The organism is Pseudomonas sp. HB05, from assembly GCF_016756915.1.
Lineage (GTDB): Bacteria > Pseudomonadota > Gammaproteobacteria > Pseudomonadales > Pseudomonadaceae > Aquipseudomonas > Aquipseudomonas alvandae.
The window spans coordinates 46,939-62,614 of the sequence record NZ_JAESPG010000004.1; the positions used below are offsets into that span (position 1 = coordinate 46,939).

General features: G+C 62.2%; 13 protein-coding genes. 7 read left to right on the forward strand and 6 right to left on the reverse strand.

Annotated elements, in window-relative coordinates:
• Window positions 1-203: 203 nt before the first annotated feature.
• The 6 genes from JMN22_RS05890 to mdoH all read left to right on the forward strand — a co-directional run bounded on the left by JMN22_RS05890 (window position 204) and on the right by mdoH (window position 8,395).
• The gene (locus JMN22_RS05890) at window positions 204-1,151 is read left to right on the forward strand and encodes a choline ABC transporter substrate-binding protein (RefSeq protein WP_198797392.1); all 948 of its coding nucleotides are present in this window, start codon (window positions 204-206) and stop codon (window positions 1,149-1,151) included.
• Between the two features lie 165 nt (window positions 1,152-1,316).
• Window positions 1,317-2,228 (forward strand): alpha/beta hydrolase, encoded by a 912-nt coding sequence (locus tag JMN22_RS05895; RefSeq protein ID WP_030138258.1) that lies wholly within the window; start codon window positions 1,317-1,319, stop codon window positions 2,226-2,228.
• A gap of 105 nt (window positions 2,229-2,333) precedes the next feature.
• Window positions 2,334-3,305 carry a prolyl aminopeptidase gene (gene pip / locus JMN22_RS05900; protein ID WP_198797393.1) on the forward strand — a complete coding sequence of 324 codons (972 nt, stop codon included), beginning with the start codon at window positions 2,334-2,336 and terminating at the stop codon, window positions 3,303-3,305.
• Window positions 3,302-3,739 carry a D-aminoacyl-tRNA deacylase gene (dtd, locus tag JMN22_RS05905; protein ID WP_198797394.1) on the forward strand — a complete coding sequence of 146 codons (438 nt, stop codon included), beginning with the start codon at window positions 3,302-3,304 and terminating at the stop codon, window positions 3,737-3,739. Before pip ends, dtd begins: the two co-directional genes overlap by 4 nt.
• Window positions 3,740-4,089: 350 nt before the next feature.
• Complete coding sequence (locus JMN22_RS05910; protein WP_206768577.1) at window positions 4,090-5,832, forward strand: glucan biosynthesis protein G; 1,743 nt, start codon at window positions 4,090-4,092, stop codon at window positions 5,830-5,832.
• Complete coding sequence (gene mdoH, locus JMN22_RS05915; protein ID WP_198797396.1) at window positions 5,825-8,395, forward strand: glucans biosynthesis glucosyltransferase MdoH; 2,571 nt, start codon at window positions 5,825-5,827, stop codon at window positions 8,393-8,395. Before JMN22_RS05910 ends, mdoH begins: the two co-directional genes overlap by 8 nt.
• Before the next feature lie 127 nt (window positions 8,396-8,522).
• On the opposite strand, the gene JMN22_RS05920 is transcribed toward mdoH, so the two are convergent.
• On the reverse strand, window positions 8,523-8,864 hold the full coding sequence (locus JMN22_RS05920; RefSeq protein WP_030138254.1) for a DUF6124 family protein: 342 nt from the start codon (window positions 8,862-8,864) through the stop codon (window positions 8,523-8,525).
• Between the two features lie 443 nt (window positions 8,865-9,307).
• On the opposite strand from JMN22_RS05920, the gene JMN22_RS05925 reads away from it, so the two are divergent.
• The gene (locus tag JMN22_RS05925) at window positions 9,308-9,490 is read left to right on the forward strand and encodes a nucleoid-structuring protein H-NS (RefSeq protein WP_198797429.1); all 183 of its coding nucleotides are present in this window, start codon (window positions 9,308-9,310) and stop codon (window positions 9,488-9,490) included.
• Window positions 9,491-9,688: 198 nt separating this feature from the next.
• Here the strand turns inward: JMN22_RS05925 and JMN22_RS05930 are convergent, their stop codons facing one another.
• The 5 genes from JMN22_RS05930 to tatB all read right to left on the reverse strand — a co-directional run bounded on the left by JMN22_RS05930 (window position 9,689) and on the right by tatB (window position 15,674).
• Window positions 9,689-11,605 (reverse strand): methyl-accepting chemotaxis protein, encoded by a 1,917-nt coding sequence (locus tag JMN22_RS05930; protein WP_198797397.1) that lies wholly within the window; start codon window positions 11,603-11,605, stop codon window positions 9,689-9,691.
• 137 nt (window positions 11,606-11,742) lie between these two features.
• The gene (locus JMN22_RS05935; protein ID WP_198797398.1) at window positions 11,743-13,647 is read right to left on the reverse strand and encodes a methyl-accepting chemotaxis protein; all 1,905 of its coding nucleotides are present in this window, start codon (window positions 13,645-13,647) and stop codon (window positions 11,743-11,745) included.
• 115 nt (window positions 13,648-13,762) lie between these two features.
• A complete protein-coding gene (locus JMN22_RS05940; protein WP_030139114.1) occupies window positions 13,763-14,470 on the reverse strand; it encodes a 16S rRNA (uracil(1498)-N(3))-methyltransferase in 708 nt (235 codons plus the stop codon).
• Window positions 14,467-15,264, reverse strand: coding sequence for a twin-arginine translocase subunit TatC (gene tatC, locus JMN22_RS05945; protein WP_030139115.1), 798 nt, complete (start codon window positions 15,262-15,264; stop codon window positions 14,467-14,469). Before tatC ends, JMN22_RS05940 begins: the two co-directional genes overlap by 4 nt.
• Window positions 15,261-15,674 (reverse strand): Sec-independent protein translocase protein TatB, encoded by a 414-nt coding sequence (gene tatB / locus JMN22_RS05950; RefSeq protein WP_198797399.1) that lies wholly within the window; start codon window positions 15,672-15,674, stop codon window positions 15,261-15,263. The genes tatC and tatB overlap by 4 nt, the downstream gene beginning before the upstream one ends.
• Window positions 15,675-15,676: the final 2 nt, after the last annotated feature.

Sequence of the window (15,676 nt, forward strand, 5' to 3'; positions counted from 1 at the left end):
TGGGACTGCTGCGCAGTCCAGCGGGGATAAATCCCCTCGCCACAGGGTTGTGTTGTCCTTGAACCTCGGAGGGGAACTGTCGCCACCGTGCAAAACCAAGTCGCCACAGTTCACTTTCGCCCCCTCGACGCTGCGTAATGTTCCAGGCACGGTGCACCTAGACACCGACCTACAACAATCCACTGCCGCACGAGACCCACGCGATGAAAAGACTGTCCAAACGCTGTCTGTCGTTCCTCTGCGGTACCGTTCTACTAAGCTCCGGCGCGATGGCCGCCGAGCCTGCGTCTTGCCAGGTCGTGCGCATGGGCGTGGTCAACTGGACCGACGTGATCGCCACCAGCGGCATGGCCGATGTGTTGCTCTCCGGGCTGGGCTACGAAAGCAAGCAGACCAGCGCCGTGCAACAGATCATCTTCGCCGGCATTCGCGACAAGCGGCTCGATATCTTCCTGGGCTACTGGAAGCCGGCAATGGACAAGAACATCGCCCCGTTCCTGGCGGCCAACCAGGTGAAGGTGCTGGGCCAGCCAAGCCTGGCCGATGCCCAGGCCACCCTGGCCGTTCCAGACTACGTGGCGGCGGCGGGGCTCAAGACTTTCGGCGATATCGCCCGATTCAAGGACCAGCTCGGTGGCAAGATCTACGGGATCGAGCCGGGCAGTGGCGCCAACACCACCATCAAGTCGATGATCGAGACCAATCACTTTGGCCTCAAGGATTTCAAGCTGATCGAATCCGGCGAGGCTGGAATGCTGGCGGCGGTGCAGCGGGCGGTGAACCGCAAGGAGTTCGTGGTCTTCGTCGGGTGGACCCCGCACCCGATGAATATCAACATGAAAATGACGTACCTGACGGGCAGTGAAGACGTTTATGGCCCGAACGAAGGCGCCGCGACCGTATCCACCGTGACCGCGCCGGACTACGCCCAGCGCTGCCCCAACGTTCAGCGGTTGCTGGAAAATCTCACGTTCACCGCCGCCCAGGAAAGCCAGTTGATGGTGCCGATCATGGAGCGCAAGACACCCCAGGATGTCGCCCGGCAATGGCTGCGCGAACATCCCGAGGATCTGCAGCGCTGGCTGGCCGGCGTGACCAGCTTCGATGGCAAGGATGGCATCGCGGCGGTGCAGGCAAGCCTCAAGAACTGACACGGTATCAAGGACAGCGATAATCCCGTGGCGAGGGAGCTTGCTCCCGCTGGGCTGCGAAGCAGACCCGGCTTTTCCTGGCGGTCGCTGCGCAACCGAGCGGGAGCAAGCTCCCTCGCCACAAAAGCCTCCGGGTTACACCTTGGCATTCCACGGCAAATCACAATGGCCTACCCACTCTCCCAGGCAATGTCAGCCTTCATCGACAAAACCCTGAGCTTCAGCGCCCCGGACGACAGCCTCGCCGGTTCTCGCGAGGCCTACCGCCAGATGTGCCGGGCGTTCACCCCGCCGCGCCCGGCAACGCTGGCGGTCGAGGACCTGCATTTGGCTGGCGTGGCTGTCCGCGCCTACCACCCACGCACCGCGCCGCCGCTGGCCGGTTGGCCGTGCATCCTTTACCTGCACGGTGGTGGTTGGGTGGTGGGTGACCTGGATTCCCATGATTTCATCTGCACGGAACTGGCCGAGACTCTTGGCGTGCTGGTCGTGGCGGTGGACTATCGCCTCGCCCCGGAACATCCCTTTCCGGCTGGTTTCGAAGACTGCCTCGCGGTGTGGCGTCACCTGACGGACCTGCCGTTTGCCATTGACCCGCGTCGCCGTGCGGTGACTGGCGACAGTGCCGGCGGCAACCTCGCCGCGGCGTTGTGCCTGGCCCTGCGCGACGCAGGCCAGCCTCAGCCCAGGGCCCAGGTGCTGATTTATCCGGCACTCGGCGGCCCCGCGCATTTGCCGTCGCGCGACGAGTGTTCCGACGCACCGCTCTTGAGCAGCAATGACCTGCAACACTATGACGCTTTGTACCTGCAGGGTGCCGACCCCACGCCCTACGCCGCACCGTTGCTTGCCGATGATCTGAAGGGCTTGGCACCCGCCTTCGTCGCCGTCGCCCAATGGGATCCGCTGCGTGATGACGGTGTCCTTTATAGCGAGCGGCTGAACGCCGCAGGAGAGGCTTGCGTGTTGTACCGGGGCGAAGGCCTGGTCCACGGTTGCCTGCGCGCTCGGGGCCAGGTACCGGAGGTGGATAAGATGTATCGCACGCTGCTCGCCTACCTGGCTGACACGCTTTGACTGCGCGCGGGGCATGCTCATTAAGGTGATTCGGGTTTATGATGCCGGACGGCAGACTAAATAGAAGTCCCCACAGGGATGACTCGACCCCTTACGGAGCGCGCAATGCAGACTTTGTACCCGCAGATCAAACCCCATGCCCGGCACGATCTGGCTGTCGATGACACCCACACGCTCTATGTCGATGAAAGCGGCTCGCCGGAAGGCCTGCCAGTCGTGTTCATTCACGGCGGCCCGGGGGCGGGTTGCGATGCACAAAGCCGTCGCTACTTCGATCCGAACCTGTACCGCATCGTCACCTTCGACCAGCGCGGCTGCGGTCGTTCCACGCCTCACGCCAGCCTGGAAAACAACACCACCTGGGATCTGGTCGAAGACCTGGAGCGCATCCGCAAGCACCTGGGCATCGAAAAATGGGTGCTGTTCGGCGGTTCCTGGGGCTCGACCCTGGCCCTGGCCTACGCCCAGACCCATCCGGAGCGGGTACATGGCTTGATCCTGCGTGGGATATTTCTCTGCCGTCCGCAGGAAATCGAGTGGTTCTACCAGGCTGGCGCCAGTCGCCTGTTCCCTGACTACTGGCAGGACTACATCGCGCCGATCCCGTTGGACGAGCGCGACAACTTGCTCGGCGCTTTCCACAAGCGCCTGACCGGTAACGACCAGATTGCCCAGATGCACGCGGCCAAGGCCTGGTCGACCTGGGAGGGCCGTACCGCGACCCTGCGGCCGAACCCGCTGGTGGTCGATCGCTTCTCCGAGCCGCAGCGCGCGCTGTCGATCGCCCGGATCGAATGCCACTACTTCACCAATAACGCTTTCCTCGAGCCCAACCAACTGATTCGCGACATGGGCAAGATCGCCCACTTGCCGGGCGTCATCGTGCACGGCCGCTACGACGTGATCTGCCCGCTGGACAACGCCTGGGAGCTGCACCAGAACTGGCCCAACAGCGAATTGCAGGTCATCCGCGACGCCGGCCACGCCGCCTCGGAGCCCGGAATCACCGATGCACTGGTGCGCGCCGCCGCACAAATGGCCCGTCGCCTGCTTGACCTGCCGCCCGAAGAAGCATGAAAGGGCTGCTGCAGCGGGTTCGCGGCGCCCGCGTCGAGGTCGCGGGCGAAATTGTCGGCGCCGTGGACCATGGATTGCTGGTGCTGGTGGCGGTCGAGCCCAGGGACACGCGTGCCCACGCCGACAAACTGCTGCACAAGCTGCTTAACTACCGGGTGTTCAGCGACGCCGATGGGAAGATGAACCTGTCCCTGGCGGATGTGGCAGGCGGTTTGCTGCTGGTTTCACAATTCACCCTGGCAGCGGACACCAAAAGCGGCCTGCGACCGAGTTTTTCGACCGCCGCGCCTCCCGCCCTGGGCGAAGAGCTATTCAACTATTTGCTTAACCAGGCGAAACAGGTGCATGGCACCGTGGCATCAGGTAGATTCGGCGCCGACATGCAAGTGCATCTGGTCAACGATGGCCCGGTAACCTTTCTGTTACAGGCCTGAAAGCGTTTGAAACATCTTTTCGGTCCGGTTTCGAGGCAAAACAAGATGTTTTCTCGATAAATACTTTGCTAGCCCTGATGCGTTGTCACGCGGCCTACTAGATAATCGCGCGCTACGGGGGACCAGCGATCGCTGGTCCATTTGACTTAGGTAGAGACTTGTCCTGAACCGTTTGGGGAATCATTTTGTCCCATCGGAGTCGGAACAATGCTCGCCAACTTGGCAAGAGTGGTCCGCAGGAACGGTTTTTCAGCGCCGTTACCGTGTAGATACTTTATCTGGCCGTTGGTTTTTTGATCAGTTTTCGGCGAGGGTTGCTCGTGATTGTTAGTCCCTGTAATGCACCAAAAATGACTGCCAAACGGTTTAGAAACGCTCTGGTAGCGGGCTCGGCCCTGTTTTGCCTGCTTGGCGCCGGCCAACTGTGGGCATTCAGCCTGGATGATGTGTCGGCAAAAGCGCAAGAACTGGCCGGGCAGAAGTTCGAAGCCCCGCGCAGCAACTTGCCGAACGAATTCCGCGAAATGAAGTTCGCCGATTATCAGAAAATCCGTTTCCGCACTGAAAAAGCTGAATGGGCCGACCAGAAGACGCCGTTCCGGCTGTCCTTCTATCACCAGGGCATGCACTTCGACACGCCGGTGAAGATCAACGAAATCACCGCGACCACCGTCGACGAGATCAAGTACGACCCGACACGTTTCGATTTCGGCGACGTGAAGTTCGATCCCAAGGCGACCGAACAGCTGGGCTACGCCGGTTTCCGCGTGCTGTATCCGATCAACAAGGCTGACAAGCAAGACGAAATCATGACCATGCTGGGCGCGAGCTATTTCCGCGTCATCGGCAAGGGTCAGGTCTACGGTTTGTCCGCGCGTGGCATGGCGATCGATACTGCCTTGCCATCGGGTGAAGAGTTCCCACGCTTCCGCGAGTTCTGGATCCAGCGTCCGAAACCGACCGACAAGCACCTGGTGATCTTCGCCTTGCTGGATTCGCCACGGGCCACGGGCGCTTATCGCCTGACCCTGCGTCCGGGCACCGACACCGTGGTCGACGTGAAGTCGCGTGTATTCCTGCGTGATCGCGTCAACAAGCTGGGCATCGCCCCGCTGACCAGCATGTTCCTGTTCGGCGCCAACCAGCCGTCCAAAGTGCTGAACTACCGTCGTGAACTCCACGATTCCAGCGGCCTGTCCATCCATGCCGGCAACGGCGAGTGGATCTGGCGTCCGCTGAACAATCCAAAACACCTGGCCGTGAGCAACTTCTCGGTCGAAAACCCGCGTGGTTTCGGCTTGTTGCAACGTGGTCGTGACTTCAGTCACTACGAAGACCTGGACGATCGTTACGAGAAACGTCCTAGTGCCTGGATCGAGCCGAAAGGCGATTGGGGCAAAGGCACCGTCGACCTGGTTGAAATCCCGACCGCCGATGAAACCAACGACAACATCGTTGCGTTCTGGAGCCCGGAAAAACTGCCTGAGCCTGGCCAGCCGCTGGACTTCGCCTACCGTCTGCATTGGACGCTCGATGAAGCCAACCTGCACTCGCCAGACAGCGCCTGGGTCAAGCAGACCTTGCGTTCCACCGGTGACGTGAAGCAGTCCAACCTGATTCGTCAGCCGGACGGCAGCGTGGCCTACCTGGTCGACTTCGAAGGGCCGTCCCTGCAAGCGCTGCCTGAAGACGCCGAAGTGCGTAGCCAGGTGAGCGTTGGCGACAACGGCGAGATCGTCGAGAACAGCGTTCGCTACAACCCTGAAACCAAGGGCTGGCGCTTGACGCTGCGCCTGAAGATCAAGGACCCGAGCAAAGCCACCGAGATGCGTGCTGCCCTGGTCCGGCCGCTGGTTCCTGTCGAACTGCCTGCCACCTCGCATTCCGTGAACACGTTGGCCAAGGCTGACAAGGTCGCGAAGCAGCAGAGCGAAAAAGAAAAAGCCAACGAGCAAGCCGCCGAGCAGAAAGAAGCCAAGGCCGTGAAGGCGTCCACCGCCGCCGCCGAGCCGACCCCAACCCCACAGGAACCGGAACAGACTGAACAAGTCCTGACCGAGACCTGGAGCTACCAGTTGCCTGCCGATGAGTAATACTCCCGTACAACCAGAGTCTCTCAGCGAGTATCTGGCCCATTTGCCGATGACCGACGAGCAGCGCGCCGAGCTGGCGGGCTGCAAGTCATTCAGCGAATTGCATGAACGCCTGGCTTCTTCGACATTCGACGCACCCAACGAGGCGGCGCAAGCCTCGGTGGGCCGTCGCCTGGTACTGAGCACCGCCGAGGAACTCGAGGACGCTGAAATGCTGGCGCTCGATTCCAACGGCCGGGTGTGCCTGAAGGCGACGCCGCCGATTCGCCGGACCAAAGTCGTGCCGGAGCCGTGGCGCACCAATATCCTGGTGCGTGGCTGGCGCCGCCTGACCGGTCGCACCAATCCGCCGAAGCCGCCCAAGGACGAGCGCGTCTTGCCGCATGCGCGGTGGCGTACCGTGGGTTCGATCCGCCGCTACATCCTGCTGATTCTGATGCTCGGCCAGACCATCGTCGCCGGCTGGTACATGAAAGGCATCATGCCGTACCAGGGCTGGTCGCTGGTGGACCTCGACGAAGTGATGCACCAACCGCTGCTGCAGACGGCCACGCAAGTGCTGCCGTACGCGCTGCAAACCAGCATCCTGATCATGTTCGGCATCCTGTTCTGCTGGGTGTCGGCCGGTTTCTGGACCGCGTTGATGGGCTTCCTGGAACTGCTCACCGGTCACGACAAGTACCGTATCTCCGGTGCCAGTGCCGGCAACGAGCCGATTCCGAAGGACGCCCGCACTGCACTGGTCATGCCGATCTGCAACGAGGACGTTCCGCGGGTATTCGCCGGTTTGCGCGCCACGTTCGAGTCGGTCGCCGCCACCGGTGACCTGGACCGCTTCGATTTCTTCGTGCTCAGCGACAGTAACGAAACCGACATCTGCGTCGCCGAGCAGCAGGCCTGGCTGGACGTCTGCCGTGAAACCGGCGGCTTCGGCAAGATCTTCTACCGTCGTCGTCGCCGTCGCGTGAAGCGCAAGAGCGGCAACCTCGACGACTTCTGCCGTCGTTGGGGCAGCGACTACAAGTACATGGTCGTGCTCGACGCCGACAGCGTCATGAGCGGCGAATGCCTGACCAGCCTGGTGCGCCTGATGGAAGCCACGCCTGACGCCGGCATTATCCAGACCGCGCCAAGGGCCTCGGGCATGGACACGCTGTATGCGCGCATGCAGCAGTTCGCCACCCGCGTCTATGGTCCGCTGTTCACCGCCGGCCTGCACTTCTGGCAGTTGGGCGAGTCGCACTACTGGGGTCACAACGCGATCATCCGCATGAAGCCGTTTATCGACCACTGCGCCCTGGCGCCGTTGCCCGGTAAAGGTGCGTTCTCGGGCGCGATCCTCTCCCACGACTTCGTCGAAGCCGCGCTGATGCGCCGTGCCGGCTGGGGCGTGTGGATTGCCTACGACTTGCCGGGCAGCTACGAGGAACTGCCGCCGAACCTGCTGGACGAACTCAAGCGTGACCGTCGCTGGTGCCACGGCAACCTGATGAACTTCCGGCTGTTCCTGGTCAAGGGCATGCACCCGGTGCACCGCGCGGTGTTCCTGACCGGCGTGATGTCCTACCTGTCGGCGCCGTTGTGGTTCTTCTTCCTGGTGCTCTCCACCGCGCTGCTGGCGGTGAACACGTTGATGGAGCCGCAGTACTTCCTGGAGCCGCGCCAGCTGTATCCGCTCTGGCCACAATGGCATCCGGAAAAAGCCATCGCGCTGTTTTCCACCACCATTGTCCTGCTGTTCCTGCCCAAGCTCTTGAGCATCGTGTTGATCTGGGCAAAAGGCGCAAAGGAGTTTGGTGGCAAGTTCAAGGTGACCTTGTCGATGCTGCTGGAAATGCTGTTTTCCATGCTGCTGGCGCCGGTGCGGATGATCTTCCACACCCGTTTCGTCCTTGCCGCTTTCCTGGGCTGGGCCGCGACGTGGAACTCGCCGAAACGTGACGACGACTCCACGCCATGGAGCGAAGCCGTCAAGCGCCACGGTCCGCAAACCTTGCTGGGCTTCTTCTGGGCCTTGCTGGTGATCTGGCTGAACCCGAGCTTCCTGTGGTGGCTCGTGCCGATCGTCGGCTCGCTGATGCTATCGATCCCGGTCTCGGTGATTTCCAGCCGCGTGGGCCTGGGCTTGAAGTCCCGTGATGAAAGCTTGTTCCTCATTCCGGAGGAATACGCACCGCCACAGGAATTGCTGTCGACCGACCAGTACACCCATGAAAACCGTTGGCACGCGCTGAACGACGGTTTCATCCGGGCGGTGGTCGATCCACAACAGAACGCCCTGGCCTATGCATTGGCGACGTCACGTCACGGCAAGGCTGAGCCGATCGAATGGCTGCGGGTCGAACGCGTTCGTCACGCGCTGAAGGTCGGCCCTGCGGGGCTCAGCAACGCCGAGCGATTGGCATTGTTGAGCGACCCGGTGGCGTTGTCCCGCCTGCATGAGCAGGTGTGGGCCGAGACACATCCTGAATGGCTGGCAGCGTGGCGTGAGTCGGTCAAGGCCGATCCGCATGCACCGCTGCTGCCGCTTCAGCCGGTGAGCGTGCAGCCTCAGGTGGCTTGATCGCCTGATACGCAAAAGCCCCGCTTCTGAAAAGAGGCGGGGCTTTTTGTTGGGCGCTGCGTTGAGGTTGCTGTTTTTGTGGCGAGGGGATTTATCCCCGTTGGGCTGCGTAGCGGCCCCGAAAACGCTAAGGCTGTGGATTGACGCTATCCAACATCCGATTCGCCAACAAACCACTCAGCTCGATTAGTTGCAGGATGCCAAGCGCAACTTGGCGTCTCGAACCTTCAAGATCGAACGCTAGGTCGTTGATCATTGCGTCGGCTGAAGCCAGGGTTTCGCTGAGGTTGGCCAGCAGGCTTTCGGTGTCGATGCCGTCGACGATGGTGAAGAGTTGGCCTGGCGACGGTTTTTTCTCGGGTTTGGCCTGTTTGGGCTTCAGGTAGTAATCCAGCGCGCGATCAGTGGCTTCCTGGATTTTCTTGGGGTCGGTTTCGGGTTCTGGTGGGTTGGGTGTCACTTTGTACATGGATGACGCTCCTTGATTGATGGAGCCGCCAGACATCGCTGCTAAACGAAAAGGGTGGCGGCAGTACGCGGGTTAGCAGACCAGGAATCAAGGAACCCGGCGCACCGAAGTGCCCCACGCACAGCCGCCATGAAGCGGACCTGCGTGCCTTGATATTAAGCCGAGCTGCTAAACCCGATCGCTGAACTTACAGCGACCTGCAAACGTTAGAGCCCAGGGCCAAGGCGCACAAGCCGGCGGATTCTGGCGTAGTTGTAGGCAATGGCGCAAGGCGGCGTAGCCTTGGGATGACGGATTGTGGGAGTTGGGGTTTTTGTGTGTATATCCGTTATTTAGGTAACGGCTGCTTAGGGTTCCGCCCTTACGGCGGGTTACTTTTTTCAGACGCCAAAAAAGTAACCAAAAAGGCTTTGCCCCACCACTCGGCACCTCGCCCAGGCTCGGTGTGCCCTCACTCCGGCATTGCTCCGTGGGCCCGCCGCGAAGGGCCGTCCCTGGCCCAGCGCGGCTATCCCGGCATCCATGCCGGGATGTCCACTGCGCAATGCCTGCGTTCGGCCAGCGTGGTTAACGGGGCGCCCCAGATCAAGATCAAGATCAAGGTCTACAGCGAGGCGGCCTTATAGCCGACCTAGTTCTTTGGCTTTATTCCAATCCCATTGTGGGAGCGAGCCTGCTCGCGAAGAGGCCGGCACATCCAACATTTTCGTCGACTGTGGCACCCCTATCGCGAGCAAGCTCGCTCTCACGGGAGAAACTCGGTCACTCAGAGCCAGGTCGGCTTTAAAGCCGCCTCCTCATGAACATTTATCTCGGATGCCAAGTCAAACCCTAAACCGCCCCACTAACGTCTGCAAATGAACCCCCAGCCGCGCCAACTCTGCGCTGGAGGCGGCCGTCTCTTCACTGGACGACGCCGTCTGCTCCGACACATCGCGCACATTCAAGACGCTGCGGTTGATCTCCTCGGCCACCGCGCTCTGCTGCTCAGCCGCCGCCGCGATCTGCTGGTTCATCGACTGGATCGCCGACACCGTGCGCGTGATGTTCTCCAGCGAGCCCCCGGCGCGGCGGGTCAGTTCGACGCTGCTGTCGGTCAGGCTGCGACTGTTGTCCATGATGGTCGCAACCTGCTCGGTGCCGGCTTGCAGACCGACGATCAGCTCTTCAATCTCTTCGGTAGACTTCTGGGTGCGCTGGGCCAGGCTGCGGACTTCATCGGCCACCACCGCGAAACCACGTCCGGCTTCCCCGGCACGGGCCGCTTCGATGGCTGCGTTGAGGGCCAGCAGGTTGGTTTGCTGGGCCACGGACTTGATCACGTCCAGGACGCTGCCGATCTTGTCGCTTTCGCGCTTCAAATCGCCCATGGCGGCGGTGGAGTTGCCCACTTCCTTGGCCAGGCGCTCGATCTGGGCGATGGCTTCGCCAACTACCTTATCGCCTTCACGGGCCTGTTGGTCGGCGGCGACGGCGGCTTCGGAGGCTTCCTCGGCGTTGCGCGCGACTTCCTGCACCGTGGCGGTCATTTCGTGCATGGCCGTGGCGACCTGATCGGTTTCCACTTTCTGACTGTTCACACCGGCGCTGGTCTGTTCGGTCACGGCCGACAGCTGTTCGGCGGCGCTGGCGATCTGGGTAACCCCTTCACCGATGCCTCCGATCAATTGCCGCAGGCCCACGGTCATGCGTTGCATGGCGCGTTGCAGTTGGCCGAGTTCGTCGCGGCGTTCAGAGGTGAGATTATGGGTCAGGTCACCCGCGGCGACGCGTTCTGCCACCTTCAGGGTCTCATCCAGAGGACCGACGATCTGCCGAGTGATGAGCAGGGCGGCGATTACGCCAAATAGGAGGGCCAGGGCGGCGGCTGCAATCAGGATGCTCTTGGCTTGGGCGGTATCGCGGTCGCGCACGGCGGTCTGTGACACGGTGAGCTTCTGGCTGGAGTCGATCAGGATCTGGCCTTGCTCGCTCATGCGCTGCAGTGCGGCGCCGTTATCGAGCTGGGAGTCGCGGAACTGGCTGACCGCCGCTCGATAGAGGTTCATCGAGTCGCTGGCCTGCTGGAGCTTGTCGGCATGCTCCTCGGGCAACTGGGCTGGCAAGCGAGCCAGCAGCTTCAAGACATCGGTGATTGCATCGATGGCCGGCTGTTGGGCCTCGCTTTTGCCGCTGTAAGTGTAACCGCGGACCTGGTAGCGGGCCTGCTGGATCGCCTTGCTCAGGGTCACGATGTTGTTGAACGGGGTGATGTCGCCGCCTTGCAGCAGCGCTTTTTCCACTTCGGCGACCCGCGCCACGGTGTTATCGGCGCTGGCGCCCAGCTTGCTGCGGGCATCTTCGCGACTGACGGTGGCACTGGTCATCTGGGCGAAGGCGCTTTTGTACTCGGCGACGGCGGCCAGTTGCTGGTCGATCAACGCGATGTCGGCGGGCTGTTCGATCAATTCGCGAGCGGTTTTCAGGCCTGCATCGAGCTTGCCAAGCAGGTCGTTGACCTGTTGCGGGCCTTTCTCGCCCCGGGTGGTGTTGTAGTCGATGCTGGCCAGGTTCAAGTCCTTGCTCAGGTCGTTGAGACCGGCAATGAACCCGAGCTTGTCGCCGCGGCTGATGACATTGCCCAGGCCGGACCAGCCGGTGAACGCGATCATCAAGGTGAGGAGCAGCACCAGGCCGAAGCCTGCGCCGAGTTTGCGATTCACGCTTACATTTCCCAGACCCTGGGCAAGCCACCGGAACATGCTGATACTCCCTTGGAGCGCTGATTTGGTTTTATGGGGACTGTATCGGCGGCTTGGGAGGGATCTGTAGGGGATTGTCAAGATTTCGTGGCGCGGGAGCAAGCTCCCTCGCCACAGGGTTATGCCGGCCGTTCTGGTCAGACCTTGAAGCGTCCTACCAGCGTTTGCAAATGAACCCCCAGCCGTGCCAACTCGGCGCTGGAGGCTGCGGTCTCTTCGCTGGCGGCGGAGGCCTGCTCGGATACATCGCGGACGTTCAGCACGCTGCGGTTGATCTCCTCGGCCACGGCGCTCTGTTGCTCGGCTGCGGCGGCGATCTGTTGGTTCATTGCCTGGATCGCCGAGACGGTGCGGGTGATGTTCTCCAGGGAACCGCCGGCGCGGCGGGTCAGTTCGACACTGCTATCGGTCAGGCCGCGGCTGCTGCCCAGGCTGCTCGCGACCTTTTCGGTGCCCGTCTGCAGGCCGGCAATCAACTCTTCGATTTCCTCGGTGGATTTCTGGGTGCGCTGGGCGAGGCTGCGGACTTCATCGGCCACCACGGCGAAACCACGACCGGCTTCACCGGCACGGGCCGCTTCGATGGCCGCGTTGAGGGCCAGCAGGTTGGTTTGTTGGGCGACGGACTTGATGACGTCGAGGACGCTGCCGATCTTGTCGCTTTCGCGCTGGAGCTGGCCCATCGCTTCGGTAGAGTTGCTCACTTCCCTGGACAGGCGTTCGATCTGGGCGATGGCTTCGCCCACCACTTGGTCGCCCTCGCGGGCCTGCTGGTCGGCGGCGAGGGAGGCCTCGGAGGCTTCCTCGGCATTACGCGCCACTTCCTGCACCGTGGCCGTCATTTCGTGCATGGCGGTGGCGACCTGGTCGGTTTCCACTTTCTGCCTGCTGACTCCGGCGCTAGTCTGCTCGGTGACGGCCGAGAGCTGCTCGGCGGCACTGGCAATCTGCGTAACGCCTTCGCTGATGCCGCCGATCAATTGCCGCAGGCCCACGGTCATGCCTTGCATGGCACGCTGTAGCTGGCCCAGTTCGTCGCGGCGCTCGGAGGTGAGGTTGTGGGTCAGGTCGCCTGCGGCCACGTGTTTGGCCACCTTGAGGGTCTGGCCCAGCGGGTCGACGATCTGTCGGGTGATTATCAGGGCTGCGATCACGCCGAACAGGAGGGCCAGCGCAGCGGCCGAGACCAGGAGAGTATCGGCCTGGGCCGCTTCATGGTTGCGCACCATCGTCTGGGACGCGGTGAGATTCCTGCTGGCCTCGCGTAGCACGACCCCCAGGTCCGACATACGCTTGATGGCAGCTGCGTTGGCCGTCTGGGCGTCATGGAACTGGCTGACCGCTGCACGATAAGCCTTGAACGATGCACTGGCCTGCTGCAGCTTGGCGGCGTGTTCATCGGCCAGTTGCGGTGCAAGACTGTCGAGGGCTTTCATCGCGTTATCGATGGCATCCAGCGCGGGTTGCTCGGCGCTGGCCTGGCCACTGTAGGTGTAGCCGCGAACCTGATAGCGGGCCTGCTGGAGTGCTTTCGCCAGGCTCGACACACCGCCGAGTCGTGGAACGCTATCGCCTTGCAGCATGGCGTTTTCAACGTCGGCGACATGGGCCACTGCGTTATCGGCGCTGGCGCCCAGTTTGCTGCGGGCATCCTCGCGACTGGCGGTGGCGCGGATCAAATCGGCGACGACAGTCTTGTACTCGGCGACAGCCGCCAACTGCTTATCGATGATCGCTACATCGGCCGGCTCCTCGATCGATTGGCGGGCGCTCTGTAGCCCAGGCTCCAATTTACCGAGGAGATCGTTGAGGTCACCTGGGCCTTTTTCGCCACGGGTCGCGTCATAATCCATGCGCGCGGAGCGCAGGTCCTTGGTCAGGTCGTTCAGGCTGGCGATGAGTCCCAGCGTGTCGCCGCGAGCAACTACCTTGCTCAGGCCGGTCCAACCGGTGAAAGCGATCATTACGGTCAAGAGCAGTACCAAGCCGAAACCGAAGCCGAGTTTGCGATTAACGCCTACGTTACCTAGCCATCGGAACATGCCGGTACTCCCTTGAAGGGCGGAACTGCTTTTTATGATAGTTGTATCGGCGCGATGTGGGAGGACAGGAGAAATGCGTTAGATGCGTTTGGAATACCCTTGCAAACGATCAGGATCAGAATAGCCGCGCAAGCAACGCCGTCACCGCGGTCTCGACCCGCAGGATCCGCTCACCAAGCTGCACCGGCTGCAAGCCGGCCTTGCCCAGCAAGTCGATCTCATAGGGAATCCAACCGCCTTCGGGGCCGATTGCCAGGGTCACCGGTTCGGTCAGTGCCCGGGGGCAGGGCGGGTGGTTGCCGGGGTGGCCGACCAGCCCGAGGGTGCCCTCGGCGATGGCGGGCAGGCGATCCTCGACGAAGGGTTTGAAGCGCTTCTCGATGACGATTTCCGGCAGCACGCTGTCCCGGGCCTGCTCCAGCCCCAGGATCAGTTGTTCACGAATCGCCTCGGGCTCCAGGAACGGCGTCTGCCAAAAACTTTTTTCCACCCGATAACTGTTCACCAGCACCACGCGCGGCACGCCCATGGTCGCCACGGTCTGGAACACGCGCCTGAGCATCTTCGGACGCGGCAGTGCCAGCACCAGGGTCAAGGGCAACTTGGCCGGTGGCGGCTGGTCCAGGGTCACTTGCAGTTCGGCTTCGCGAGTTTCCAGGCGCAGCACCTGGGCCGTGCCCATCAAGCCGCCGATGCGCCCGACCCGCAGGCTGTCGCCGACGGCGCTGCGGTGGACTTCCTGCATGTGCGTCAACCGGCGATCGCTCAGGACGACGCGGTCAGGCCCGATGAAATCGGCCTCTTCGAGCAGCAGCAGGTTCACGCTTGGGTCGCTGGCGGCTGGTCGTTGTGGTCATCGACCGGCTGGTCCTCGGGTTCATCTTCCCGGCGCTTGCGCACCAGGCCACCGAACAGGATACCGATTTCGAACAGCAGCCACATCGGCACGGCCAGCAAGGTCTGGGAGAAAATGTCCGGCGGCGTGAGGATCATGCCGACCACGAAGCAGCCGATGATCACGTACGGGCGGATTTTCTTCAGATAGGCGACATCGACCACGCCGATCCACACCAGCAGCACCACTGCTACAGGAATCTCGAACGCCACGCCGAAGGCGAAGAACAGCGTCATGACGAAATCCAGGTAGCTGGTGATGTCGGTCATCATCTCCACGCCCGCCGGGGTGGCGGCGGCGAAGAACTTGAAGATCAGCGGGAACACCAGGAAATAGGCGAAGGCCATGCCGGTATAGAACAGCAGGATGCTCGACACCAGCAGCGGCACGGCGATGCGTTTTTCATGCTTGTACAGGCCCGGTGCGATGAAGCCCCAGATCTGGTGCAGGATCACCGGGATCGCCAGGAACAGCGAGACCATCATCGTCAGCTTCAGTGGCGTCAGGAACGGCGACGACACGTCGGTGGCGATCATCGTCGCGCCCGCCGGCAGGTATTCGCGCAGCGGCGTGGAGACGAAGGTGTAGATCTGCTGGGTGAAGGAGAATAGCCCGGCGAAGATAATGAAAACCGCCGCGACGCAACGCAGCAGGCGGGTGCGCAACTCGGTGAGGTGCGATACCAGCGGCATCGGCTGGTCATTTTCAGGGATATCGCTCATGGGGCTCGCGGCGGCAAAGTGGGATCGTGGGGAGTCGGTGTGGTTGCAGGCGCCGGATCGACCGGCTTCGCGGGTTCGGCCACTGCTGGCGCCGCTTCGACAGTCGGTGCCTGGGGCGCAATCGTCGGCTCGGCTACGGGCTGGACCGGCGTAGGCTCCTGCTGGGTCGGCGTGAAGATTTTCCGCGCTTCCTGCTCCAGGGACAGGATGTGTTCGTTGTGCAGTTGCCGACGGATGTCGTCGGCACCGATTTCACGTTCAACTTCCTGTTTGATCGCGTTGAAGCTGCGCTTCAGGCGCCCGATCCACAGACCGGCGGTACGCGCAGCGCCCGGCAGGCGCTCGGGGCCCAGCACCAGCAGGGCGACGAGGCCGACGAGCAGCAGTTCAGTGAAGCTGATCCCAAACATTA